This window comes from Streptomyces tsukubensis (genome assembly GCF_003932715.1).
In the GTDB taxonomy this organism is placed as follows: domain Bacteria; phylum Actinomycetota; class Actinomycetes; order Streptomycetales; family Streptomycetaceae; genus Streptomyces; species Streptomyces tsukubensis.
The window spans coordinates 4,403,517-4,429,670 of sequence record NZ_CP020700.1 but is presented as its reverse complement, the minus strand read 5'-3'; the positions used below and the strand labels follow the sequence as shown (position 1 = coordinate 4,429,670).

Here is a 26,154-nt window from a genome sequence, read left to right as displayed (position 1 = left end):
GGGGAACACGGACAGTACGTCCACGCCCCTTCACAGTCCAGCGATTCTGTGTCAGCTCAGCGCAGAACCGCCTGCTACGCTCCCTGCCCCTCACGCCGCCAGGCCGAGCAGGCCCAACAGGTCCGCCGTCACAACCCGGTACGCGTTGCCGAGCCGCAGCACCTTGCACGGATAGGCGCCCCGCTTCGCCAGCTCGTACCCCTTGCTCCGCCCCAACCCGAGCGCACGGTTGCTGGTGTCCAGGTCAACAGCCACTGGAAGAGCCAGCAACTCCTCCCGGCTCATCCCCTTCGGCCGCCCACCCGTGGCGTGTTCGCGCATGCGGCATCCCCTCTTCGATGCAGCCGTCGGCGAACGCGTCCATCACGTCCGGCTCCGGGCCACTCCACCGATGATCCTCAAGCTAATGTGTCTGTATGACACAACACGATTTCGATGATGAAGAAGACGACTTTCCGGAGTGGGTGGACCGGATCAAGGCCACCGTGGCTGGCGAGGTCCGGCGCAGAAGGAGGAGGAGGGGATGGAGCGCACAGGACCTGGCCGACCGCTGCGAGGGGCTGGGGCACCCGATCCCGCGCAACGTGATCGCCAACATGGAATCCGGCCGCCGCGCCACCCTGCCCCTGGTGGACGTCATGATCCTGGCCGCCGCCCTGGAGACCTACCCGGTCTGCCTGATCTTCCCCGTCGGCTACATCGAGGAGACCCAGGAACTCCCCTTCCAGGAACTCGTCCCCACCTGGGACGCACTGCGCCGCTTCACCGGCGAGGAAGACGTCTTCGAGAACGACCCCGGAATGGTGCCCGAGTTCGAGCACCACACCCTCCTCATCCGCACCGCACTCGCCGCACTCGACGAGGAGAAGCAGGCCCGGTTCGACACCAGAACCGCCGCCTCCCGCGCCCAGCGGGAGAACGCCGAACGCCAGCGGGCCGAGTACGCCGACCGCGCCATCGCGGCCAAGAGCGAGCTCCGCAAACTCCGGCGCGAGATCCGCGAGGAAGACGCCACCCCGCCTGACCTCCCACCTGCACTCCACGACGTCGACCCACCCGACACCGACACCGACCCCACGGAGGAAACCGCTTGAAGGGCTCCACGCACCGCCGCTGCTACTGCCGCGACCCCCACACCGGCAAACCGCTCGGCAAGAAGTGCCCCAAACTGTCCAGCCGCAAGCACGGCTCCTACTCCATCCGCCAGGAACTACCGCCCCGCGAAGACGGCACCCGCCGCTCCTTCAGCCGCGCCGGCTACGACACCCTCAAAGCCGCCCAGGCCGACCTCGACCACGTCCGCGCCCTCCTCGGCCTCACCGACACAGACGACCCGGAGGGCATGACGCTGATCGCGGCCATGCTGGAGGAGATAGGCGACGAAAAGGCACCCCTCCCTGACGTGGAGGAGACGCGTCGGCGACTCAACGCGGGCCAGGACCTCGTCGGCAGCCTCACCGTCGCGGAATGGCTGGACCGGTGGCTCGCGGGCAAGCGCATACGGAAGTCCGGTATCAGCCGGTACGAGACCGACATCCGCATCCACCTCAAACCGCACATCGGCCACCGCCGCCTCGACCGGCTGCGCGTAAGCCACCTCAGCGACATGTTCACCGCCATCACCGACACCAATACCGAGCTCCTCGAACAGAACGCCCAACGACGCGCCGCCGTCGACGAACTCGCGACCATCCCGTGGAAGGGCGCGGAGCACCGGGCCCACCGCAAGACATTGAAGTCCGCGATCGACACGATGCCGCCCTTCCGCCGTGTCACCGGCCCCGCCACCCGCCAGCACGTCAAAGCCACCCTCCGCGCCGCCCTCAACGACGCCATCGGCCAGCAGATCATCACCTTCAACCCCGCCGCCCACGTCGAGATCGACCCCGCACGCAAGCCCAAGGCCCTCGTCTGGACGGACGAGCGCGTCGCCGTCTGGGAGCAGACGGGCGAGAAGCCGTCCCCCGTCATGGTCTGGACACCGGCGCAGACGGGCGCGTTCCTCGACTCCGTCGCTGAGGACCGGCTGTACGCCATGTGGCACCTCATCGCCTTCCGTGGCCTGCGACGGGGCGAGGCATGCGGCCAGCCCTGGTCGGAAACCAACCTCGACACCCACTCCCTCACCGTGTCTTCGCAGCTCGTCCACGACGGCTGGGCCGTCGAGACCTCCGAACCCAAAACGGACAGCGGCTTCCGTGTCATCGCGCTCGACGACGACACGGTCAACGTGCTCAAGGAACACCGCGAACGTCAGAACGCGGACCGCGAGGAGTGGGGAACGGCCTGGGTCGAGACCGGCATGGTCTTCACCCAGGAAGACGGCACCTGGCTTCACCCCGGCAAGGTCACCGACCTCTTCGAACGCCTCGTCGCCGCCTCCGGCCTCCCGCCGATCCGGCTGCACGACCTCCGCCACGGCGCGGCCACCCTCATGCTCGCGGCCGGCATCGACGTCAAGATCGTCTCCGACACCCTCGGCCACAGCGACACCCGGATCACGCGCGACATCTACCAGAGCGTCCTTCCTCACGTCGGCAAGAACGCAGCCGAGGCCACCGCCAAGCTGGTCCCGCTTCAGCGGAAGGCCGAGGCGGCAGAGGCCCGCAAGGCTGCCAAGAGGGCTTCGTCCAAGGCGAAAGCCGAGGCCAGGGCCAAGAAGAAGGGCAAGCGGAAGAAGTCCAAGAAGTAGGGCGCCGGACCGCTCCGCTCACGCATCGCTCACGCAAGCCATCTCGCGGCAGCCCGGCCGTGTGACGCGTCATGCCCCAAAAACGAAAAACCCCAGGTCACGGCGAGTGAGTCCTGAGGTTCTTCAGAGCCGCCTTCGGGATTCGAACCCGAGACCTACGCATTACGAGTGCGTTGCTCTGGCCAACTGAGCTAAGGCGGCGCTTGCACCGACGCAACTTTCTCGTGAGAGAACGTTCGCATCAGCAGCGGAGCTGAGTCTACAGGGTTACGGCGGGTGCTCCCGACCATCCCCCCTCCGACCAGCACCGGGGCCGGTTCCGGCACACCGGGACCGGCTCCGGCCGGGGTCAGCGGCAGCGCTTGCCGTCCTGCGGGGGTGTGCCCTCGATGAGGTAGGTGTTGATCGCGGTGTCGATGCAGTCGCTGCCGCGGCCGTACGCCGTGTGGCCGTCGCCGTCGTAGGTGAGCAGCCGGCCCGAGGAGAGCTGGGACGCGAGGGAGCGGGACCACTTGTAGGGGGTCGCCGGGTCGCGGGTGGTGCCGACGACCAGGATCGGGGCCGCGCCCTTCGCCTCGATGCGGTGGGGGGTGCCGGTGGCGGGGGTGGGCCAGTACGCGCAGTTCAGGGCCGCCCACGCGAAGTTGCGGCCGAAGGCCGGTGACACCTCCTCGAAATCGGGCAGCGCCGCCCGGACCTCGCGCTCGTCCGGGAAGGCGGGCGGGGCGTCGAGGCAGTTCACGGCCGCGTTGGCGAACATCAGGTTCGAGTACGTGCCGTCCGTTTCGCGTTCGTAGTAGGCGTCGGCGAGCGTCAGCAGACCCGCGCCCCGGCCGGCCATCGCGTCGGTGAGGGCGACCCTGAGCTGGGGCCAGGCCGCCTCGTCGTACATCGCGGCCAGGACGCCCGTCGTCGCCAGCGATTCGGTGAGCTCCCGGCTCTCTCCCGTCGCCACCGGCTTTCCGTCCACGCGGGTGAAGAACGCCTTGAGGCGGGCCCCGGCGTCCTCGGCGGAGGTACGGCCCAGGGGGCAGTCCTTCCGCTTGACGCAGTCCGTGGCGAAGGCCCGGAACGCCGTCTGGAAGCCCTCCGTCTGGTCCCGGTTGAGCTGCCGCGCCGAGAGCGAGGGGTCCATCGCCCCGTCGAGCACCAGCCGGCCCGTCCGTGCGGGGAACAGCTCCGCGTACGTCGCGCCCAGGAAGGTGCCGTACGAAGCGCCGACGTACGACAGCTTCGCATCGCCGAGGACGGCCCGGAAGACGTCCATGTCACGGGCCGCGTTCACGGTGGACACATGCGGCAGGACCGTGCCGGACTTCTTCTCGCAGCCCGCCGCGAAGTCCTTCAGTGCCGCGAGCAGCTCGGCCTCGTCGCGCTGGTCGTCCGGGGTCTGGTCGACCCGGGTGTACGCGTCCATGCCCTTGCCGTCGAGGCATTCGACGGGCTCGCTGCGGGCCACGCCCCGCGGATCCATGGCCACCATGTCGTAGCGGGCGCGGACGGGCGCGGGGTAGCCGATGCCCGCGTACGACTGGAGGAAGTCGACCGCGGAACCGCCCGGTCCGCCCGGATTGACGTGCAGGGAACCCAGCCGCGACCCGGGACCGGTCGCCTTCTTGCGGGCCACCGCCAGCTCGACGGAGTCACCGCCGGGCTTCGCGTAGTCCAGGGGTGCCTTGAGGGTGGCGCACTCGAAGCCCGAGGTGCCGCACTTCCGCCACGACAGTTTCTGCGTGTAGTACGGCTTCAGCTCCGCCGTGGGAGCGGACCGCGCGCCCTGGCCCGAACCGCCCTTCGTGGGCGTTGCCGAGGCACTGGACGAGGAGCCCCCGCCGGTGCAGCCGGAGAGCAGCAGGCCCGTGGCTGCCAGCGCGAGAGCGGAACTGCGGAGCAAACGGCGTCGGTCCATCCCCGGAGCCTAGGCGAACCATCCCGCATACAACCCCTTTACCTCCTTATTTCCCCCGCCCCCGGCTCGTACGGGTGAATGGGAAGGGAGAAAGACGGTGAGAGGGGCGGCGGGAAAGGGGGAGTCGCCGCCGGGCCGCGAAGGACCACCCCGTGACGGTGCCCGCTCAGCCCGCCCGCAGCGCCATCGTCATCGCCTCCACCGCCAGCAGCGGGGCCACATTCGCACCCAGGGCCTCCCGGCAGTGCAGGACCGCCTCCATCCGGCGCAGCGTTCCCTCCGGGGTCGACTCGCGGGCGATCCGGTCGACGGCGTCCTGGACGTCCGTATGGGCCAGGGCGATCCGGCTGCCCAGCTGCAGCGCCAGGACATCGCGGTAGAAGCCGGTCAGATCGCTGAGCGCCAGGTCCAGGCTGTCCCGCTGCGTACGCGTACGCCGCTTCTTCTGCCGGTCCTCCAGCTCCTTCATCGCCGACGCCGTCCCACGCGGCATCCGGCCGCCCTGGGCGGCGCCGAGCGCGGCCTTCAGCTCCTCGGTCTCCCTGGTCTCGACCTCGTCCGCGACCTGCTTGGCGTCCTCCGCCGCCGCGTCGATCAGCTCCTGGGCGGCCTTGAGGGCGCCGCCCACATCGCCCACGCGCAGCGGCAGCTTCAGAACCGTCGCGCGGCGGGCGCGCGCACCCTCGTCCGTGGCCAGCCGTCGGGCCCGCGCGATATGGCCCTGGGTGGCACGGGCGGCAGCCGCAGCGGCCTCGGGCTCGATCCCGTCGCGCCGTACGAGCAGATCCATGACCGCGTCGACCGGGGGCGTCCGCAGCGTCAGATGGCGGCAGCGCGAGCGGATCGTCGGCAGCACGTCCTCCTGGGAGGGCGCGCACAGCAGCCACACCGTTCTCGGCGCGGGCTCCTCGACGGCCTTCAGCAGTACATTGCCCGCGCCCTCGGTGAGCCGGTCGGCGTCCTCCAGGACGATCACCTGCCAGCGGCCGCCTGCGGGCGAAAGCTGGGCCCGGCGGACCAGCTCCCGGGTGTCCTTGACGCCGATGGAGAGCACGTCCGTACGGACGACCTCCACATCGGCGTGCGTCCCGACGAGGGCGGTGTGGCAGCCGTCGCAGAAGCCGCAGCCGGGCACTCCGCCGAGTGCACGGTCGGGGCTGATGCAGTGCAGCGCCGCCGCGAAGGCTCTCGCCGCGGTCGCCAGACCGGAACCGGGCGGGCCGGTGAGCAGCCAGGCATGCGTCATCTTGGACGCCTCCGGCGGCGCGGTCCCCGCCGCCGCGGCCGTCACCAGCGCATCGGCGTCCCGCGCGGCGGTTTCGAGCTGCTCCCGCACCCGGTCCTGACCGACGAGGTCGTCCCAGACCGTCATGCCGTCACCCCTCCTTCTCGGATCCCCGGTCCCCGGCCCCGAAGCGCCGGGGCCCTGCCCACGGCGCCGGTCCCGGGGGGTGGTCCGGAACCGTGCCGCGTGGTCCCCATTGTGAGGGGTGGGTACGACAACGCGAGAACGCGCACGTCAGCGCCGCATCCGTCCCCGGCGGCCCCGGATCCCTACCACCCGGGATCCGTACCACCCCGGATCCGTACCGCCGCGGGCTCATTTGCCGCGACGCGGCCCGCCCCGGCCGCCGCCGTCGCGCCCGTCCCCGTCGTCCTGGGACCCGAACAGTTCGTCGGCCAGCGTCGGCAGATCGTCCAGCGGGGTCTCCTCCGCCCAGTCGGACCGCCGCCGCGGGGCGCCCGTCTCCGGGTCGACCTGGGGCAGCTCGCGCGTACGGTCGTTCGGGCCGACACCACCATCACCGACACCACCGGCGTCGTTCTCGGCGTCGTCGTCGCGGAAGATGCTCTGCGGTACCCGGTCGGCGGGCGACTCCCCCCGTACGGGAGGCAGCACGGCCGTCTCGTCGGCGTCCCGTACGGGAGGCAGGACCGCGGTCTCGTCCGCGTCCCGCACCGGCGGCAGGACCGCCGTCTCCTCCGCCTCCCGCACCTGCTCCGGCGTGAGCTGCGGAATCTCGTGCGTCTCGTCGTCCGGCCGGACGATCGGCGTCGGTACGGTGACCTCGTTCGCAGACTCCACAGCGGAGTCCACGGCGGAGTCCGCAGTGGAGTCCGCGGCAGAGTCCGCGCCGCCGTCCCGTACCGGCGGTGCCGGAAGCTCCGTCGTCGTCGTGGTCTCGGCCCGGCGCCGAACCTCCTCGGCCTCCGCCGCCAGCCGTGCGGCCTCCGCCTCGACGGCCAGCCTGGCCTCCTCCGCCTGCCGGCGCACTTCCTCGGCCCGCAGCAGCGCCTCTTCGGCCAGTCGCTGCTTCTCCAGCCGCCGCTCCTCGGCCTCGGCCCGCAGCCGGGCCTGCTCCTCCGCGAGCTTGCGGAGGCGTTCCTGCTCCTCGCGGCGGGCCTTCTCCTCGGCCTCCCGCTTGCGGCGCTCCTCCTCGGCGAGCCGGCGGGCCTCCTCGGCACGCTGCCGCGCCTCCTCCGCCTGCCGCTCTGCCTCGCGCTGCCGCGCGGCCTCCTCCTCCGCCTTGCGCCGCGCCTCCTCCTCGGCGCGCAGCTTGGCGAGCTGCTCCTGCCGCTCGCGTTCCAGGCGCTCCTCCTCGGCCTTGCGGACGGCTTCCTCCTCCGCCTTGCGCCGGGCCTCTTCCTCGGCCGCCTTACGGGCCTCCTCCCGCGCCTGGATCTCGGCGGCGGACAGGGGGAGCATCCGGTCGAGCCGGTGCCGTACGACGGTGGTGACGGCCTCCGGTTCCTGTCCGGCGTCCACGACCACATAACGAGCGGGGTCGGCGGCGGCCAGCGTGAGGAAACCGGACCGTACCCGCTGGTGGAACTCCAGCGGCTCCGACTCCAGCCGGTCCGGCGCCTCGGTGAACCGTTCCCGCGCGGTCTCCGGGGAGACGTCCAGCAGAACGGTCAGATGCGGAACCAACCCCTCCGTCGCCCAGCGCGAAATACGCGCGATCTCCGTCGGCGAGAGGTCCCGGCCGGCGCCCTGATAGGCCACGGACGAGTCGATATAGCGGTCCGTGATCACCACGGCGCCGCGTTCCAGCGCCGGGCGGACCACCGAGCCGATGTGCTCGGCGCGGTCGGCCGCGTACAGCAGTGCTTCGGCACGGCTGGTCAGACCGGCGGACGAGACGTCCAGCAGGATCGAACGGAGCCGCTTGCCGACCGGGGTGGCGCCCGGTTCGCGGGTGACGACGACCTCGTGGCCCTTGTCGCGGATCCACCGGGCGAGCGCCTCGACCTGGGTGGACTTCCCGGCTCCGTCGCCGCCTTCGATGGCGATGAAGAAGCCGTTCGGGGCGGTGGCCTGCTGCGGGTCGGCGCCGCGCCGCAGTGCGTCCCCGAGGTCGCGCCGGAGCGGTACGCCGGCCCGGTCGTCGGTCTTGGCCAGCACGATCGCGGCGACGGGCAGCAGCAGCGCGCCCGCCAGCATCAGCGTGAACGCGGCGCCGCCGTGCGCGAAGACGAAGTCGCCGCCCGCGAGCCGGTGCGGTCCGATGGCCGCCGCCAGCAGCGGTGCGACCAGTGCGCCGATCGCGATCGCGACCCTGACCACGGCCTGAAGATGGTCCGTCATCCGGGCCCGGCGGGGCTCCTCGGTCTCCTGGTCGAGCAGCGCATGGCCGGTGGCCGCCGCGACACCGGCCGAGAATCCGGCCGTCGCGGCGATGAACAGGACGGTCGCCGTGTCCGGCACCAGGCCCATGGCCAGCAGCGCGACACCGGTCACGGCGAGCGCGAGGGCGAGGAGGCGGCGGCGCGACAGGGCGGGCAGGACGGCCGTGGCCGCCCGGATGCCGAGCCCCGTACCGCCGGTGAGGACGAGGACGAGGAGGGCGTACGAGGCGGGCCCGCCGGCCAGGTCGTACGCATGCAGTACGGAGACGGCGACGGCCGCGGCGATCGCACCGGCGACCGCGGCGCAGCCGAGGACGAACAGCGTCACCGAGCCGGTGCGGCCCTTGTCGGTGGCCCGTGCGCCGTCCGGGCCGCCTGCCATGAGCGGCCTGCGCAGGCCCTCCAGCGGGGAGCGCGGCCGCGGGGTTCCGCCGCCCGGCAGCTGGACCGCCCACAGCAGCGACGCCGAGGCGGCGAACAGCCCGGCGGCGATGTACGAGGCGAGGGCCGCCTGGTGGAGCTGGAACCATTCGACGCCGGTGCCCAGCAGTTCGCTCACGAGCACGGCGGCCAGCAGCACCACGGCGCCCGCCGGGATCACCACGAACGACGTCCGCAGCCAGAGGCGGCGCAGTGCGTCCAGATGGTCGGGCAGGGGGCGCACGGCCGCGCCTTCCGGCGGCGGTGCGGGCAGCAGCGCGGGGGCCGCGCCGTCGCGCGCGATCGTCCACAGGCGTTCCGCGGCACCGGTGACGAAGACGGTCACCAGGAGGAGCAGGGGGGCGTTGGCGGGTGTCCAGTCGATCCACAGGGGGGCGACGATCAGCAGCGCGAGCCGCAGCCCGTCCGCCCCGATCATCGTCCAGCGGCGGTCGAGCGGGCCCGAAGGTGCGGTCAGCGAGGTCAGCGGGCCGAGCAGGACGGCGCCGAAGAGGACCGTGGTGACGACGCGGACCCCGAGCACGGCGGCCACGGCGAAGGCGGCCCCGCGGTAGCCGTCGCCGAAGGTGGCGTCGGAGACCGCGGCCTGAAGGGTGAGCAGGACCAGGACGAGCAGTCCGACCGTATCCGCGACACCTCCGGCGACCTGCGCGTTCCACAGCCGTCGCAGCGAGGGGACTCTGAGCAGCGAGCGCAGGGCGCGCTCCCGGGAGTCGGCGGCGAGGGCCTCGTCGGGACCGGGGCCGGGGGCGGGGGCGGGGGTGGCTCCGACGTCTGAGGCAGTCTCTGAGACGGCGCTCGCGACCGCCTTCGGCTCGTCTGGCTGCTCGGCTCGCGTCATCCGCCCAGCCTAGCCGGACCACCACCGCTGCCGGAGGCCCGTCCGAACGGACGGCCGTACGCTGCAGCGAGGGCCTTACCCCTTTGATACGAGGGCGTTACCAGGCGTTACGCGGTGTACGGGGGCGCTCACCGGGGGCACCGTACAGAGCCGTGAACGACTGCGCGCCCCGTACCCGGTGGGGGTACGGGGCGCGCCGGGACGAGTACGACGGCCGCTACTCCTCGACCGTCTTCGACGAGGCCGCCGCCTTCTTGGCCGCTGTCTTCGTGGCTGCCGTCTTCGTGGCTGCCGTCTTCTTCGCGGCGGCCGCGGTGGTGGTCTTCTTGGCCACCGTCTTCTTCGCCGTGGTCTTCTTTGCGGCCGTCTTCGCAGCCGTCTTCTTTGCGGCCGTCTTGGCGGGTGCCTTCTTCACGGCCTTCTTCGCCGTCTTCTTCGCGGGCCCCTTCGCCCGCTTCTCCGCCAGCAGCTCGTAGCCGCGCTCCGGCGTGATCGTCTCCACGCTGTCACCGGTCCGCAGGGTCGCGTTGGTCTCGCCGTCGGTGACGTACGGACCGAACCTGCCGTCCTTGACCACCACCGGCCGCTCGCTCACCGGGTCCGTCCCCAGCTCCTTCAGCGGAGGCTTGGCCGCGGCCCGGCCCCGCTGCTTGGGCTGGGCGTAGATCGCCAGCGCCTGCTCCAGCGTGATGGTGAAGAGCTGGTCCTCGGTCTCCAGCGAACGGGAGTCGGTGCCCTTCTTCAGATACGGGCCGTAGCGGCCGTTCTGTGCGGTGATCTCCACGCCCTCGGCGTCCGCGCCGACGACCCGCGGCAGCGACATCAGCTTCAGCGCGTCGGCCAGGGTGACCGTGTCGAGGGACATGGACTTGAAGAGGGAGGCCGTCCGCGGCTTGACCGCGTTCTTGCCGGTCTTCGGGGTGCCCTCGGGAAGGATCTCGGTGACGTACGGACCGTAGCGGCCGTCCTTGGCGACGATCTCGTGGCCCGAGACGGGGTCCTTGCCCAGCGCGAAGTCACCGCTCGGCTTGGCGAGCAGCTCCTCCGCGTACTCCACGGTCAGCTCGTCGGGCGCCAGATCGTCGGGCACGTCGGCGCGCTGGTGGCCCTCCGTGTCCTTCTCGCCGCGTTCGATGTACGGGCCGTAGCGGCCGACGCGCAGAACGATGCCGTCGCCGACGGGGAAGCTGGAGATCTCCCGGGCGTCGATCGCACCCAGGTCGGTGACCAGCGCCTTCAGCCCGCCGAGGTGGTCGCCGTCGCCGTTCCCGGCCTCGGCGGCCGAGCCCTTGTGAGGCGCGCCCTCGCCGAAGTAGAAGCGCTTCAGCCACGGCACCGCCTGCGCCTCGCCGCGCGCGATGCAGTCGAGGTCGTCCTCCATCTTGGCGGTGAAGTCGTAGTCGACGAGCCGGCCGAAGTGCTTCTCCAGCAGATTGACGACCGCGAAGGAGAGGAAGGACGGCACCAGGGCCGTGCCCTTCTTGAAGACGTACCCGCGGTCGAGGATGGTCCCGATGATGGAGGCGTACGTCGACGGGCGGCCGATCTCGCGCTCTTCCAGCTCCTTGACCAGCGACGCCTCGGTGTAGCGGGCGGGCGGCTTGGTGGCGTGGCCGTCGGCGGTGATCTCGTCGGCGCGCAGCGCGTCGCCCTCGCCGACCTGCGGCAGCCGCCGCTCGCGGTCGTCCAGCTCGGCGTTCGGGTCGTCGGCGCCCTCGACGTACGCCTTCATAAAGCCGTGGAAGGTGATCGTCTTGCCGGAGGCGGTGAACTCGGCGTCCCGGCCGTCGGAGGCGGTGCCCGCGATCCGGACGGTGACCGAGTTGCCGACCGCGTCCTTCATCTGGGAGGCGACGGTCCGCTTCCAGATCAGCTCGTAGAGACGGAACTGGTCGCCGCTGAGACCGGTCTCGGCCGGGGTGCGGAAACGATCACCCGAAGGACGAATCGCCTCGTGCGCCTCCTGGGCGTTCTTCACCTTGCCCGCGTAGGTCCGCGGCCGGTCGGGCAGATAGTCGGCCCCGTACAACTGGGTGACCTGCGCCCGGGCCGCCGCGACCGCCGTGTCGGAGAGCGTCGTGGAGTCCGTACGCATATAGGTGATGAAGCCGTTCTCGTACAGCTTCTGGGCGACCTGCATGGTGGCCTTCGCCCCGAAGCCGAGCTTCCGGGAGGCCTCCTGCTGGAGCGTGGTGGTACGGAAGGGGGCGTACGGGGAGCGGCGGTACGGCTTCGACTCCACCGCGCGCACCGAGAACGCGGCGTTCTCCAGCGCGGCGGCCAGGGCTCGCGCGTTCGCCTCGTCGAGGTGCAGCACCTGACCGGCGGCGGCGCCCTTGAGCTGCCCGTCCGGACCGAAGTCACGGCCCTGGGCGACCCGGCGGCCGTCGACCGCGGCCAGCCGGGCGGAGAGGGAGGAGGGGTCGGAAGGGTCACCGGCGCGGCCGGTGGCGAACGTACCGGTCAGATCCCAGTACTCGGCGGAGCGGAACGCCCTGCGCTCGCGCTCCCGCTCGACGACGAGCCGGGTCGCCACGGACTGCACACGGCCCGCCGACAGCTTCGGCATGACCTTCTTCCACAGCACCGGGGAGACCTCGTAGCCGTAGAGCCGGTCGAGGATGCGGCGGGTCTCCTGGGCGTCGACCATCCGCTGGTTCAGCTCGCGCGGGTTGGCGACGGCCTCGCGGATCGCGTCCTTGGTGATCTCGTGGAAGACCATCCGGTGGACCGGGACCTTGGGCTTGAGCACTTCGAGGAGGTGCCAGGCGATGGCCTCGCCCTCGCGGTCCTCATCGGTGGCGAGATAGAGCTCGTCGCTCTGGGCCAGCTGCTCCTTGAGCTTCCTGACCTGGGCCTTCTTATCGGCGTTGACGACGTAGACCGGCTGGAAGTCGTGCTCGACGTCGACACCGAGGCGACGGACCTCGCCCGTGTACTTCTCCGGCACTTCGGCCGCGCCGTTGGGGAGGTCGCGGATGTGCCCGACGCTTGCCTCGACGACATAGCCGGGGCCGAGGTAGCCCTTGATCGTCTTCGCCTTGGCAGGCGACTCGACGATCACGAGTCGGCGGCCGCCCTGTGCGGTCTCGCTGGTCGGGGACAACGTGGCTCTTCTCTCCGGTCGGCGCTCGGTGCGCGGCGGATACGGCGTGGTGGTCGATGGTGCCGTGCGGTGCTGCGCGCTGCTCGGTACGTCGGTGCTCGGTGCTTCGGTGTTCGGTATTCGGGTGTTCGGTTCTTCGGCGTTCGGTACTGCAGTACTTCGGTACATCGGTACATCGGTGCTGCGGTGCTGCGGTGCTGCGGTGCTGCGGTGCTGCGGCTGTTCAGTTGGGCGGCACCCGGGTCCGGGCGGCCCCGGTCGGGGTCGCACTGCCCGGCACGGCACGGTCCGACGCGGCGCGCCGGTGCCGTCGCTGCGGAGTGTGACGGTACAACCCGCCCCCGTGTCAAACGGCAAAAGCCCGCAACGGCCACTCGAACGGTAACCCGAGACCGGCCGTTCCTGCCGCCCGGACCGGTATGACGGTGGGCCGGAACCCTCCGGCGGCCCCCTGGAGCCCGCCCCCGGCCCGCAGCCGCGGGAGGCAGCCGGATTCCTGATGGGGACATGTTCAGACCCGGTGCGCCACCGGATTCACCGCCGGATCCCGGCCGGGTTCCCACCGGATTCACACCCGGGTCAGACACCACACCCCGAGGGCGAGGGAGACCACGCCGGTGAGGGTCGTGAGGGCGGCGGCCGTGGCGGGACTCACTCCCGCGGCGACGGGCGAACGGTGTGCCGTACGCACCCCGGTCCACACCAGCAATGCCGCTCCGAACAGGCCGAACGCCGCCGCCGCGAAAATCGCCGGACCGCTCTCCATGCCCGTTTCCCGCCCTTCTGTGGCCCTTCGGGGCCGTCCCCGGCACCGGACTTCCGAGGCTGACAGCTCAGGGCGGCGGAGTTGCGAATTCCGGGTGAACGGCGCGGGGGTTCACCCGCGTGGCGGCGGACGGGTCCGGGCAGGGCCGGGGCGCTCGGCGGGGCGGTCCCGGCCGCTCCCGTACCCGCTCCGACCGGCCCGGGTGACCGAGGGGAACCGACTCGTCACGGAGAACGAACATTGGCCGATTCCCCCCGCCCCGAAGCAGCCCCGGTGCAGCACCCGAGCAGGACGGGGAGCAGCACCCGAGCGGGACGGGGAGCAGCCGGGGAGCAGCAGCTCAGGAACGGCCCCGGAGCAGGGCGGGGGCGCTAGAGCCTCCCCACCGGCTCCAGGAACCCCTCCCCCACCAGCACCCGCAGGGCCGCCGGGGTGCGGTCCCGCAGCAGTACCGGGTCCTCGCCGAGCAGCTGGGCGATGGCGTCGAGGATGCGCCCGGCGCTCAGCGTCCCGTCGCAGGCCCCGGCGAAGCCCGCGCCCACCGTGTCCACCCTGGTCGCGCGCCGCATTCCGCGGTTCTGCCGCAGCACCAGATGCTCCGGGTCCTCCGCGCCCGGCGGCCCCACCTGCTCCTGGACGACCTCCGCCGCGAGGACGAAGTGGTCGGCGAGCAGCGCCGCGTCGTCGTGCTCGCGCAGATAGTCCTGGCGGGCGAAGTGGGCGACGACCGTCTCGCCGAGCGGCTGCTCCACCGGATGCGTCCACTCCTCCAGTACGACCGACGGCCGTTCGGATGCCGACTTCCGCAGGGTGATCCACCCGAAGCCGACCGCCTTGGTGTGCTGCGCCGCGAACTCGTCCAGCCACTCCTCGTACCGTGCCGCGTACCGCTCGGGGTCCCCCCGGTGGTCGCCGCTGTCGCGCAGCCACAGCTCGGCGTACTGCGTGACGTCCTGGACCTCGCGCTGGACGATCCACGCGTCGCAGCCCGCGGGCACCCAGGCGCGGACCCGGTCCTGCCACTCCTCGCCCTCGACGTGCTGCCAGTTGGCCAGGAACTGGGCGTACCCGCCCTCGTTCAGCCGCTCCCCCGCCTGCTGGACGAGGGTGCGGCAGAGGTCGTCGCCGCCCATACCGCCGTCGCGGTACGTCAGCCGGGCCGCGGGCGAGATCACGAACGGCGGGTTGGACACGATCAGGTCGTACGTCTCCGCGGCCGGCAGCGGCTCGAAGAGGGAGCCCGCCAGGAGTTCGGCTCCGGGCGCGCCGGAGAGCGCGAGGGTGAGCCGGGTGAAGGCGAGGGCGCGCGGGTTGAGGTCGGTGGCGGTGACCCGGGTCGCGTGCCGGGTGGCGTGCAGGGCCTGGATACCGGAGCCGGTGCCCAGGTCGAGGGCGGAAGCGACGGGGGTTCGCACGGTGATCCCGGCGAGGGTCGTGGAGGCGCCGCCGACGCCCAGGACCACGGCCTCGCCCTGCCCGCCGGCGCCCGCCGCGCCGCCGACCGCGCAGCCGAGGTCGGAGACGATGAACCAGTCCTCGCCCGCGGGCCCGCTGTAGGGGCGCACGTCCACGGTGGCCCGGACGGTGTCGCCGTCGCGGACGAGCCACCCGTCGGCCAGGCACAGGTCGAGGGGGAGGACGTCCCGTACCCGGTCGCAGGCGGCGGACCGCTGGAGCAGGAACAGCCGGACGAGTTCGTCGAGGGGGCCGTCACCGCGGGTCGCCCGCAGCGCGGGGACGGTCTCGCTGCGGGCGAGAGCGGCATAGGCGGTGGCCCCGAGCCGTTCGAGCAGCCCGTCGGCGGTGAAGTCGGCGGCGATGAGCGCGTCGCGAAGCCGGGGCGCGTGGTCGGGGGCGGGGATGGGCGGGGTGACACCGGTCGTACTCACCCGCCCATTGTCCCCGCCGACGGGGACACCGGGCGGCCGGGACGCGGCGGGGCGGGTGCGGTGTGGGCCGTACGGAGACCCGGGCACCGTACGGAAATGCCCCGCCCCGTACGGAAATGACCTGCACCGTACGGAAACGGGTCGTGCCGTACGGAGACCCCCGCGCCGTACGGAAACGGAACGTGGCGCGGGAAACGGAACGCCGTACGGGCTCGGGGCACCGTACGGCGTACTCGGGTGGCTGCGCCGCCGCGGCGGCGCGGGCCGTCAGGAGGAGGTCGACGGCGAGGGGCCCGCCGCGGCCGGGGGCTTCGCCTTCACCGTCCGGCAGCCCTCGAACTTGCCCATCGCCTTGCCCGTTTCGCTGGCCCGGAGCTTGTTCCAGGCCTTCTCGTTGGCCTCCGCCTTGGCGAAGCCCTCGGAGACGACCATCAGGCCGTCCGCGAACTCCTGCTGGTCGGCGGTGTCGAGGGCGTCGACCTGCTTCTTCAGGTCGAGGTAGAACGCGGCACTGGCGTCGCGCTCCGCGGCCGCCGCGCGGACGAGCTGCTCGTCGTCCTCGACGGGGGTCGTGCCCACCGTACGGAAAGCCGCGGCCAGCGCCTTGTTGACGTTCGCAAGGTCCTGGAAGGCCTTCGAGTCGGCCGCCTGGAGGTCGGCCGGCTTGCCGTCGATCGCGGTGACGGCGATCAGCTGATCGGCCTCCGCTTTGATCTTGAACTGGGTCTTGACCTGATCGCAGTACTTCCTGGCCCAGTCGTCGACCGGGTTGGTCTTCTCTTCGCTACTGCACCCGGACAGTGCCAGTACCAGTACCGCACCGCCGGACAGCACAGCCGCAAGCTTCTTGTTCACCGGATCGGTCCCTTCCAAGGCTCCTTGCGCCCCGGAACATACACGCCGGGCCGGTGCTCACCACCCGTCAACTGACCGGTTCATGTGCCATTGAAGCCATTTGCACCAAGCATGCAGGGGAGAGAAGCCTCACCCGGAGCCCGGGAACGCTCACCGGGACCGGCAGACGCCCGCGCCGGACGGCGGAAGGCGGCCGGTGCACCGGAGCACACCGACCGCCCGCATCCTGAACTCCGAGCACTGATGAACTGACGTGTGACGTGTGACGCGTTCCGGAACGGGCCGGTCAGGACACCGCCGCGGGGTCGGGAGACGAAGCGTTCCGCTCCGCTTCCGTGGGGCCCGGTTCGTCGTCGCCCACGACGGTTCCGCGGCGCTTCGACACGTACACCGCCCCGACGATGACCAGGATCGCGAGTCCGGCGATCAGCGCCCGTACCGGAGCACTGGCGTCGTCCCCGTAGCTGAACTGGATCACGGCGGGGGCGATCAGCAGTGCCACCAGGTTCATCACCTTCAGCAGCGGGTTGATCGCGGGTCCCGCGGTGTCCTTGAACGGATCGCCGACGGTGTCGCCGATCACGGTCGCGGCATGTGCCTCACTGCCCTTCCCGCCGTAGTGGCCGTCCTCCACCAGCTTCTTCGCGTTGTCCCACGCGCCGCCGGAGTTGGCGAGGAAGACCGCCATCAGCGTGCCGGTGCCGATCGCGCCCGCCAGGAACGCGCCGAGCGCACCCACACCGAGGGAGAAGCCGACCGCGATCGGGGTCAGTACGGCCAGCAGACCGGGTGTGGCGAGTTCGCGCAGGGCGTCCTTGGTGCAGATGTCGACGACCCGCCCGTACTCCGGCTTCTCGGTGTAGTTCATGATCCCGGGGTGTTCGCGGAACTGCCGCCGCACCTCGTAGACCACCGCTCCGGCCGATCTGGCCACCGCGTTGATGGCGAGTCCGGAGAAGAGGAAGACCACCGCGGCGCCCAGGATCAGCCCGACGAGGTTGTTGGGCTGGGAGATGTCCATCACCAGGTTCATCGGAGCGTCGTCGCCGAGTTTCTCGCCGACGTCCAGTGCTGCCGTGGTGATGGCGTCGCGGTACGAGCCGAAGAGCGCCGCCGCCGCCAGTACCGCCGTGGCGATGGCGATGCCCTTGGTGATGGCCTTGGTGGTGTTGCCGACCGCGTCGAGGTCGGTGAGCACCTGCGCGCCCGCGCCCTCGACATCGCCCGACATCTCCGCGATGCCCTGGGCGTTGTCGGAGACCGGGCCGAAGGTGTCCATGGCGACGATGACACCGACGGTGGTGAGGAGGCCGGTGCCCGCGAGCGCCACCGCGAAGAGCGCGAGGGTGATCGACGTACCGCCGAGGAGGAACGCCCCGTAGACGCCGAGACCGATCAGCAGCGCGGTGTAGACGGCGGATTCGAGGCCGATGGAGATCCCGGCGAGGATGACCGTCGCAGGTCCGGTCCGCGACGACTTCCCGATGTCCTTGACCGGGCGGCGGCTGGTCTCGGTGAAGTAGCCGGTCAGCTGCTGGATCAGGGCGGCCAGCACGATACCGATGGTGACGGCGACCAGGGCGAGGACCCGCGGGTCGCCGCCGTGCTCCCCGATGGTCGGATCGGTGACACCCTGCAGATCGTCGTAGGAAGAGGGCAGATAGAGCAGTACGGCGACGGCGACCAGGGCGAGGGAGATCACCGCCGAGATGAAGAACCCGCGGTTGATCGCGGTCATCCCGCTGCGGTCGGAGCGCCGCGGAGCGACCGCGAAGATACCGATCATCGCGGTGACCACGCCGATCGCCGGAATGATCAGCGGAAAGGCGAGCCCGGCATCACCGAAAGCCGCCTTGCCGAGGATCAGGGCGGCGACCAGGGTCACCGCGTACGACTCGAAGAGGTCGGCGGCCATGCCCGCGCAGTCTCCGACGTTGTCGCCCACGTTGTCCGCGATGGTGGCGGCGTTGCGGGGATCGTCCTCCGGAATGCCCTGTTCGACCTTGCCGACGAGATCGGCGCCGACATCCGCGGCCTTGGTGAAGATACCGCCGCCGACCCGCATGAACATGGCGATCAGCGCGGCGCCGAGACCGAAACCCTCCAGCACCTTGGGTGCGTCGGCGGCATAGACGAGAACGACACAGGAGGCACCGAGCAGTCCGAGGCCCACGGTGAACATTCCGACCACGCCACCGGTACGGAAGGCGATCTTCATGGCCTTGTGGGAGACCTCCGTCAGGTCTTTCGGCGGTTCTCCCGGAGCGGGGGTCGCTTCCCGCGCCGCGGCTGCGACCCGGACATTTGCCCGTACCGCGAGCCGCATGCCGATGTAACCGGTGGCTGCCGAGAAAATGGCACCCACCAGGAAGAACACGGAACGCCCGGCGCGCTGCGACCAGTCGTCCGCCGGAAGGAGCATCAGCAGGAAGAACACCACGACCGCGAAGATGCCGAGGGTGCGCAGCTGCCGGGCGAGATAGGCGTTCGCGCCCTCCTGCACCGCGGCCGCGATCTTCTTCATGGAGTCGGTGCCCTCACCGGCGGCGAGCACCTGGCGCACCAGCAGCTGGGCGACGACGAGCGCGGCCAGGGCGACCACGGCGATGACAACCACGATCACCCGGTTGTCATCGGTCAGCACCGCGGCCGACAGAGAGATGGACTGATTGATCATTTCCTGATCTGGCTGATGGAAGAGCCCCGCCATTCGTCCTCCTTGACGTCGTTCAGAGCTCAAGATGTGGACGGAGTCTAGGGAGCGGAACCTGATCAAAACAGAGCACGACAAATGCAAAGTGACCTTTGTGGCCCTTGGCAAATGATCGAGTTCCGTAAATACACCCGAAAGAAGTAATGGGATGGGGGCATTGACCCGTGATCGCCGAAGCGGTCGATCACGGGAAAAGTGATCCGGAAATGATCGGAACGCGGCCGGGATGTGATCGCGGAAATATGAGAAAACCCTGCTCAGCAGGGTTCTTGACGGGGTCCGGGTCCGGTGGGGGCGGCTCGGGACGAGCGTCCGTCAAGATCAGGGCCGTAGGGCCGGCCGGGGGAATCGCCCACCCGTAGGCGCGGACGGGGCGGCCGCGGACGGGGCGAGCGCCGCGCCGAAGGTCTCAAAGACGGATCCCGGGCGCGGCCCGCACAGGGGCCTGGACCGGTCGCGGACGGAACGGATGCAGCCAGGGCGGGTGCAGCCGGAACGACCACGGCCAGGACGGGTGCGGGACGCGGCGCGGGCACGGAGCAGAGCGCGGGGCCGTGAACGGCGCCCCCGCACCCCGAATCGGAGCGGGCCCGTACCGAGCCGGGCGCGAAGCCTCGGGGCGATCGGCCGGGCACGCCCTTGGGCACCTGTCCGGAGCACCCGGAGCCCCGGCCCGAACGGACCGGACCCCGGCAGACCCGGCGGGAGCCTTACGGCAGAGCGGTGACCTGGGCCTTCGGCCAGCTCATGCGGATCACACCACCCTCTTCGGTGGTGGACACCTCCATATCGTCCACCAGCCCGCTGATCACCGCGAGGCCCATATCGTCCTCGCCGTCCGCGGCGGAGTCGCCCGCGTCCCGGGGATCACCGCCCCGGCCGTCGGCCGGGCCCGCGGAGCCGTCGGAACCGGAGGCGGGGACCTCGTCCCCGACCGCGATGGAGAAGGTCTTGTCCTCCTCCGTCAGCACGACCTCGATGGGTGAGGTGATGCCATGGGAACGATGCCGTCCGACGGCCCGGCTGCAGGCCTCGCCCACGGCGAGCCTCACCTCGTCGAGCACGGCCTCGTCGACCCCGGCCCGGCGCGCCACGGCAGCGGCCACCAACCGGGCGGTCCTGACATGCTCGGGCTGAGCGCTGAATCGAAGTTCGACGGTGGTCATGCGATCCCCCTCGGACGTACGGGCATACGTACGGGGGCACCGGACTGGCGGCCCGGTTCCCCCCTGGTACTGCTGTTTTCTTCCGGCCGATCGGCCGCCCCCGGAGGGCACGGCGCCCTCTCCGGTGCGGGAACCGGGCAGGTTCCCGTACCGGAGCCGGCGACCAGCCCGCCCCCGGCCCCTCTCACCGCCCCGCCCGGCGTCCGCCGGGCCCGGCCCCGGGCCGGGCCGACCGGGAAACCGGACGGCCGTGGCACGGGAAGACCCGGCGGACGCCGGAGGGAAACGGAGACAGGGACGGGAACGGCCTAGTCCGGGGCCGCGACGGCCTCGTCGACCGTGGTGTGGATCGGGAACACCTTGGTGAGTCCGGTGATCCGGAAGATCTTGAGAATGCGCTCCTGGTTGCAGACCAGACGCAGCGAACCCTCGTGTGCACGCACACGCTTCAGGCCACCCGCCAACACCCCCAGTCCGGTGGAGTCGAGGAAGTCCACGCCCTCCATGTCGACGACCAAGTGATAACTGCCGTCGTTCACCAGCTCGACCAACTGCTCGCGCAGCTTGGGCGCGGTATACACATCAATCTCGCCACCGACCTCGACGACCGTACGGTCGCCGTTCGGACCGGGCACAACGCGAGTCGACAGGGACAGGTCCACGGATCCTCCAGCACCTTGCTATCGAGCGGCCGCCCCCTCAGGTCTCCCCGGCGGAGCCGGGGGACGGTCGCCAGCCGCGATGGCATTCAATCACTTACCTGCAACCATGCACGACGCCTTGGGACCATTGTCCGTCACGCCGGTGACACACTCGGTGCCGATGGCCAAGAATCTTCGTCCCCGACGACCCCACGAGAGCGGGGACGCCCGCCCCACCCCCCAGGCGGTCCTCGACCGCCTCTCCGCGGGGGCGAACCGGGCTGCGCGCATCACTCATACGGAGCACCTGCCCCCGCGGCCGGGCCGTCATGCCGTCTGGCCGGACCGCATCCGGCCGGAAGTGATCGACGCAATCCAGCAGGCCGGGATCGACCATCCGTGGGTCCACCAGACGGCCGCCGCCGAACATGCGCTCGACGGGGAGTCCGTCGTCATCGCCACCGGAACGGCGTCCGGCAAGTCGCTGGCGTACCTCGCGCCCGTCCTCACCACGCTCCTGGACGGCGCCGAAGCCCCCAACGGCCGCGGCGCCACCGCGCTGTACCTCGCCCCGACGAAGGCGCTGGCGGCCGATCAGTGCCGGGCCGTGAAGGCGCTCGCCGCCCCGCTGGGCAACCGGGTACGGCCCGCCGTGTACGACGGCGACACCCCCTTCGAGGAGCGGGAGTGGGTACGCCAGTACGCCGGCTACGTCCTCACCAACCCGGACATGCTGCACCGGAGCATCCTGCCCTCCCATCCCCGCTGGTCGTCCTTCCTGCGCGCCCTGCGCTACGTCGTCATCGACGAGTGCCACACCTACCGGGGCGTCTTCGGCTCGCACGTCGCCCAGGTGCTGCGCCGGCTGCGCCGGATATGCGCACGGTACGGCGCCGATCCGGTCTTCCTCCTGGCCTCCGCCACCGCCGCCGACCCGGCCCGGGCCGCCGGGAGGCTCACCGGGGTGCCCGTCCACGAGGTCGCCGACGACGCATCGCCCCGCGGTGAACTGGTCTTCGCCCTCTGGGAGCCGCCGCTGACGGAGCTGCACGGCGAGAAGGGCGCCCCGGTGCGCCGTACCGCCACCGCGGAGACCGCCGACCTCCTCACCGACCTGACCGTGCAGGGGGTCCGTACGGTCGCCTTCGTCCGCTCGCGGCGGGGCGCCGAGCTGATCTCCGTGATCAGCAAGGAGCGACTCGCCGAGGTCGACCGCACGCTGCCCCGGCGGGTCGCCGCCTACCGGGGCGGATATCTGCCCGAGGAGCGCCGGGCCCTGGAACGCGCCCTGCACTCCGGTGAACTCCTCGGCCTCGCCGCCACCACCGCACTGGAACTCGGGATCGACGTCTCCGGCCTGGACGCGGTCCTGATCGCCGGATACCCGGGCACCCGGGCCTCGCTGTGGCAGCAGGCGGGCCGGGCCGGACGCGGCGGGCAGGGCGCGCTGGCCGTGCTGATCGCCCGGGACGACCCCCTGGACACCTTCCTCGTCCACCACCCCGAGGCGCTGTTCGCGCAGCCCGTTGAGTCGACCGTGCTGGACCCCGACAATCCGTACGTCCTCGCGCCCCACCTCTGCGCGGCCGCGGCCGAACTCCCGCTCACCGAGGCGGACCTGAGCCTCTTCGGACCGGCCGCCCCGGGCCTGATGCCGCAGCTGGAGGCGGCGAAGCTGCTGCGGCGCCGGGCATCGGGCTGGCACTGGACCCGGCGCGAGCGCGCCGCCGACCTGGCCGACATCCGCGGCGGGGGCGGGCGGCCCGTGCAGATCGTCGAGGAGGGCACGGGACGGCTCCTGGGCACGGTCGACGAATCCGCCGCGCACACCTCCGTCCACGAAGGGGCCGTCCACCTCCACCAGGGCCGGACCTATCTCGTCCGCCGGCTCGACCTGGAGGACTCGGTCGCCCTGGTCGAGGAGGCCGTACCCCCGTACTCCACCACCGCGCGCGACACCACCGCCGTCTCCGTCCTCGGCACCGACACCGAGGTGCCCTGGGGCGACGGCAGGCTGTGCTACGGATCCGTCGAAGTCACCAATCAGGTCGTCTCCTTCCTGCGCCGCAAGCTCATCACGGGCGAGGTGCTCGGCGAGACCAAGCTCGACCTGCCGCCGCGCACCCTGCGGACCCGGGCGGTCTGGTGGACCGTCACCGACGACCAGCTCGATGCCGCCAGGATCACCCCCGAACAGCTCGGCGGCGCGCTGCACGCCGCGGAGCACGCGTCCATCGGGATGCTGCCGCTCTTCGCCACCTGCGACCGCTGGGACATCGGCGGGGTCTCCGTCCCGCTCCATCCCGACACGCTTCTCCCGACGGTCTTCGTCTACGACGGGCATCCGGGCGGCGCGGGCTTCGCGGAACGTGCCTTCCACACCGCCCGTGCCTGGCTGACGGCGACCCTGGAGGCCATCGCGTCCTGCGAGTGCGAGGCGGGCTGCCCCTCCTGTATCCAGTCCCCCAAGTGCGGCAACGGCAACGAGCCCCTCGACAAGCGGGCCGCGATCCGTCTCCTCACCCAGCTCCTCGCCTCCGCCGGCCCGCCCCGCCCCTGAGCCCCGGTGAGCCCCGGCGATATGCCGATGCCGGGGTGCAAAACACCGTCCCCATAAGCCCGGTGGGATCAGTCCGTTCCATTGCGCTGACAGACTGAGTTACGCGTGTCTTGCCCTCTTCGGCACTGCGTCTACACCGACTCTTGTCTGCATCGAGTCGTCGGCGGATCTACCGGGTGCCCCTAGAGAAGCAGGTGCAGCAGTGGAGAGTTACCAGCTGATCGTACAAACACTGACCGAGACATTCGGTCTGGACGAGCATCGGATGCGACCCGATGCCACCTTTGAAGAGCTGGAAGTGGATTCACTGGCCCTCGTCGAACTCGGCCTGATCGTACAGGAGCGCACTGGACACCAACTGTCCGATGTCGGTGTGGCGTCGACACTCGGTGAGACCGCAACCGCACTGGACCACATCATTCGCGACGCAGCCGCAGACAGCGCCGAGGAAATCGCCACCGCCGACCCCGAGCAGACAGGAACCGCGGCAGGAACGGGGCGGTGACCGAAACGTCGGCGGCCGTAACCGGAATCGGACTGGTGACACCGGCGGGTATCGGTGTCACAGCCGCCTGGGACGGCCTGCTGACCGGAAGAAGCCGTGCGGCGACGGACGCCGCCCTGGCGGGTCTGCCCGTGGACTTCTGCTGCAGGGTCCCGGACTTCGACGCCGATGCGATTCTCGGACGACGACTCTCCTGGCGCCTGGACCGGGGAACACAACTCGCGGTGACGGCGGCACGTGAAGCCGTGGCCGACTCCGGATGGGATCCGGCCCGCTGGAATGCGGAGCGCGTCGCGGTCGTCATCGGAGTCGGCAGCGTCAGCTACGACCATTATGAAAAAGAAGTGGGCCACATCAAGGTCGGCGCCTTTGAGAAGGTCTCGCCTCTGGCCATCACCCGGAGCGTGCCGAACATGGCGGCCGGAGAGATCGGCATGGACCTGGGAGCGCGCGGCCCCAACTTCGGCGTCTCCACGGCCTGCGCCTCAGGCGCCACGGCCATCGGCGTCGCCCTCGGCCTTCTGCGGGCCGGCAGCTGCGACATCGCCATCGCGGGGGGAGCGGAATCGGCGTGCAACCGCATCTGTTCGGCCGCTTTCGGGCAGATGGGCGCGCTCTCCGGGCGCACCCGTGATCCGGCTGGCGCCTCCCGCCCGTTCGACCAGGACAGAGACGGCTTCGTCCTCGGCGAGGGGGCCGGCGTCCTGGTCCTGGAACGGCCCCGTGACGCACTCGGACGCGGGGCGAGACCGCGGGCCTATCTGGCCGGCTACGGCGCCTCCTGCGACGCCTACCGCTTCGCGGCGCCGCACCCGGCCGGCCGCGGCGCCGCCGAAGCCATGCAAGCGGCACTGCGGGACGCCGCCCTGGCCCCCGAGGACATCGACCACATCAATGCCCACGGCACGTCCACCCCGCTCAACGACCTGGCCGAGTTCCACGCACTGCACCACGTGTTCGGCAGACCGCCGGCGGTGAGCGCGAACAAGAGCCTCCTCGGTCACGCGATCGGCGGTGCCGGCGCCATCGAGTCCGTGCATACGGTACTGACACTGGAACGGCAGACCATTCCGCCGACCGCCAATCTCGACTCGCCGGATCCGCAAATCGACCTTGATATCGTCAGCAAGGAACCACGAGAGACCCCCATGGATGCCGCCCTCACCAACTCCTTCGGATTCGGGGGACAGAATGCTGCTCTTGTGTTCCATGTCGCCTGATTCCACCGAGCGGCGTTAAGGAGCAGCTCCGATGGCATTGTTGGACAAATGCGAGAAGTTCAACCTGCCGCAGGTGGCGCAGGAGCTGGGCCTGTATCCGTTCTATACCGCCTGGCAGCATATGGCGGCGGACGTCTGCGAGGTCGACGGAAAATCCGCCTTGATGTTCGGGGGCAACAACTACCTCGGGCTCGCACACGACGATCGCGTCGTCAGAGCGGCCAGTGACGCGGCGCTCACCTATGGATCCTCCCTCACCGGCAGCCGACTCCTCAACGGTTCACTGGAACTCCACGAGGAACTCGAACGGGAACTCGCAGATTTCTTCGGGATGCCTGCCGCTCTGGTCTTCGCCACCGGCTACCAGGCAAATCTCGGTGTCATGAGCGGCCTGTGCGGGCCGGACGACGTCATCTTCTTCGATCAGTACGCCCACGCGTCGCTCCTGGACGGCGCCCGGCTTTCGCAGTCCCGTATGCGCATGTTCCGGCACAACAGCCCCGACAGCCTGGACACGGCCCTGTCCTCGGCCGAACCCGGCAGAAAGGGAAGCCGTCTCGTCGTACTGGACGGCATCTACAGCATGGAGGGGGATATCTGCGCGCTGCCCGAACTGGTGGAGGTGGCCCGGCACCACCAGGCCACCGTCCTGCTCGACGATGCGCACGGCGCGGGCGTCCTCGCGGACGGCCGCGGCACGCTGGCGCACTTCGCGGGGCGCGCCGAGGTCGATCTCCTGACGCTCACCTTCAGCAAGGCACTGGCGTCGATCGGAGGGGCCGTATTCGGCACCCCCTCGACGATTTCCTTCCTCCGCCACCACGCCCGCAGCATGGTGTTCAGTGCGGCGCTGTCTCCTGCCGCCACGGCTGCGGCGCTGACCGCACTGCGCGTCGCACGGCAGGAGCCGTGGCGGGGGCGCACCGCCTTGCGGAACGCCCGTACCCTCGCCGGTGAACTGGCCGCCCTCGGTTACGCCTGCGCACCGGCCACCACCCCGATCATCCCGGTGCCCATGAAGGACAAGGTGCAGACGGCCACCGTGTGGCGCGACCTCATGAACCGTGGTGTCTATGTCAACGCGGTCCTTCCACCGGCCGCATCGGCGCGGCTGCGGCTGAGCTGCACCGCGACGCAGCGCAGGGAACACCTCGACGAAGTGGTGGCGGCCTTCGCCGCGCTGCGGTAGCGACGGCCACCGGGACGCCCGGCGGAGACTC

At 70.9% G+C, this 26,154-nt stretch carries 17 protein-coding genes and 1 tRNA gene; 6 read left to right on the top strand and 12 right to left on the bottom strand.

Annotation, left to right across the window (positions count from 1 at the left end):
* Positions 1 to 90 precede the first annotated feature (90 nt).
* Complete coding sequence (locus B7R87_RS18105) at positions 91 to 321, bottom strand: hypothetical protein (protein ID WP_006347628.1); 231 nt, start codon at positions 319 to 321, stop codon at positions 91 to 93.
* Between the two features lie 95 nt (positions 322 to 416).
* Here B7R87_RS18105 and B7R87_RS18100 point away from each other — a divergent pair, with 95 nt between their 5' ends.
* Both B7R87_RS18100 and B7R87_RS18095 read left to right on the top strand, forming a co-directional pair.
* Entirely contained in the window at positions 417 to 1,094 is a 678-nt protein-coding gene (locus B7R87_RS18100; RefSeq protein WP_040915214.1) for a helix-turn-helix domain-containing protein, read from the top strand.
* Positions 1,091 to 2,692 (top strand): tyrosine-type recombinase/integrase, encoded by a 1,602-nt coding sequence (locus B7R87_RS18095; RefSeq protein WP_006347630.1) that lies wholly within the window; start codon positions 1,091 to 1,093, stop codon positions 2,690 to 2,692. Before B7R87_RS18100 ends, B7R87_RS18095 begins: the two co-directional genes overlap by 4 nt.
* A 127-nt stretch (positions 2,693 to 2,819) precedes the next feature.
* On the opposite strand, the gene B7R87_RS18090 is transcribed toward B7R87_RS18095, so the two are convergent.
* The 11 genes from B7R87_RS18090 to B7R87_RS18040 all read right to left on the bottom strand — a co-directional run bounded on the left by B7R87_RS18090 (position 2,820) and on the right by B7R87_RS18040 (position 20,670).
* A tRNA-Thr gene (locus tag B7R87_RS18090) sits at positions 2,820 to 2,893 on the bottom strand.
* 148 nt (positions 2,894 to 3,041) lie between these two features.
* On the bottom strand, positions 3,042 to 4,601 hold the full coding sequence (locus B7R87_RS18085) for an alpha/beta hydrolase (RefSeq protein WP_040915215.1): 1,560 nt from the start codon (positions 4,599 to 4,601) through the stop codon (positions 3,042 to 3,044).
* A 166-nt stretch (positions 4,602 to 4,767) separates the two neighbouring features.
* The gene (locus B7R87_RS18080) at positions 4,768 to 5,973 is read right to left on the bottom strand and encodes a DNA polymerase III subunit delta' (RefSeq protein WP_006347632.1); all 1,206 of its coding nucleotides are present in this window, start codon (positions 5,971 to 5,973) and stop codon (positions 4,768 to 4,770) included.
* A gap of 228 nt (positions 5,974 to 6,201) precedes the next feature.
* On the bottom strand, positions 6,202 to 9,513 hold the full coding sequence (tmk, locus tag B7R87_RS18075; protein WP_006347633.1) for a dTMP kinase: 3,312 nt from the start codon (positions 9,511 to 9,513) through the stop codon (positions 6,202 to 6,204).
* Between the two features lie 217 nt (positions 9,514 to 9,730).
* Positions 9,731 to 12,619 carry a type I DNA topoisomerase gene (gene topA / locus B7R87_RS18070; RefSeq protein WP_006347634.1) on the bottom strand — a complete coding sequence of 963 codons (2,889 nt, stop codon included), beginning with the start codon at positions 12,617 to 12,619 and terminating at the stop codon, positions 9,731 to 9,733.
* 568 nt (positions 12,620 to 13,187) lie between these two features.
* Positions 13,188 to 13,385: a hypothetical protein gene (locus B7R87_RS18065; protein WP_006347635.1), complete on the bottom strand. Its 198-nt coding sequence runs from the start codon at positions 13,383 to 13,385 to the stop codon at positions 13,188 to 13,190.
* A 371-nt stretch (positions 13,386 to 13,756) separates the two neighbouring features.
* The gene (locus B7R87_RS18060) at positions 13,757 to 15,274 is read right to left on the bottom strand and encodes a DUF7059 domain-containing protein (RefSeq protein ID WP_006347636.1); all 1,518 of its coding nucleotides are present in this window, start codon (positions 15,272 to 15,274) and stop codon (positions 13,757 to 13,759) included.
* Positions 15,275 to 15,541: 267 nt separating this feature from the next.
* Entirely contained in the window at positions 15,542 to 16,129 is a 588-nt protein-coding gene (locus tag B7R87_RS18055; RefSeq protein ID WP_006347637.1) for a hypothetical protein, read from the bottom strand.
* Positions 16,130 to 16,415: 286 nt separating this feature from the next.
* A complete protein-coding gene (locus B7R87_RS18050) occupies positions 16,416 to 18,806 on the bottom strand; it encodes a sodium-translocating pyrophosphatase (protein ID WP_006347638.1) in 2,391 nt (796 codons plus the stop codon).
* 746 nt (positions 18,807 to 19,552) lie between these two features.
* Positions 19,553 to 20,008: an ATP-binding protein gene (locus tag B7R87_RS18045; protein ID WP_006347639.1), complete on the bottom strand. Its 456-nt coding sequence runs from the start codon at positions 20,006 to 20,008 to the stop codon at positions 19,553 to 19,555.
* Between the two features lie 308 nt (positions 20,009 to 20,316).
* Entirely contained in the window at positions 20,317 to 20,670 is a 354-nt protein-coding gene (locus B7R87_RS18040; protein ID WP_157997787.1) for an STAS domain-containing protein, read from the bottom strand.
* Between the two features lie 79 nt (positions 20,671 to 20,749).
* On the opposite strand from B7R87_RS18040, the gene B7R87_RS18035 reads away from it, so the two are divergent.
* The 4 genes from B7R87_RS18035 to B7R87_RS18020 all read left to right on the top strand — a co-directional run bounded on the left by B7R87_RS18035 (position 20,750) and on the right by B7R87_RS18020 (position 26,123).
* Positions 20,750 to 23,209 (top strand): DEAD/DEAH box helicase, encoded by a 2,460-nt coding sequence (locus B7R87_RS18035; RefSeq protein WP_078902215.1) that lies wholly within the window; start codon positions 20,750 to 20,752, stop codon positions 23,207 to 23,209.
* A 202-nt stretch (positions 23,210 to 23,411) separates the two neighbouring features.
* Entirely contained in the window at positions 23,412 to 23,714 is a 303-nt protein-coding gene (locus B7R87_RS18030; protein ID WP_006347642.1) for a phosphopantetheine-binding protein, read from the top strand.
* Positions 23,711 to 24,934, top strand: a complete 1,224-nt coding sequence (locus B7R87_RS18025; RefSeq protein ID WP_006347643.1) for a beta-ketoacyl-[acyl-carrier-protein] synthase family protein — start codon at positions 23,711 to 23,713, stop codon at positions 24,932 to 24,934. Before B7R87_RS18030 ends, B7R87_RS18025 begins: the two co-directional genes overlap by 4 nt.
* A gap of 31 nt (positions 24,935 to 24,965) precedes the next feature.
* Positions 24,966 to 26,123 (top strand): aminotransferase class I/II-fold pyridoxal phosphate-dependent enzyme, encoded by a 1,158-nt coding sequence (locus tag B7R87_RS18020; protein ID WP_040915219.1) that lies wholly within the window; start codon positions 24,966 to 24,968, stop codon positions 26,121 to 26,123.
* Positions 26,124 to 26,154: the final 31 nt, after the last annotated feature.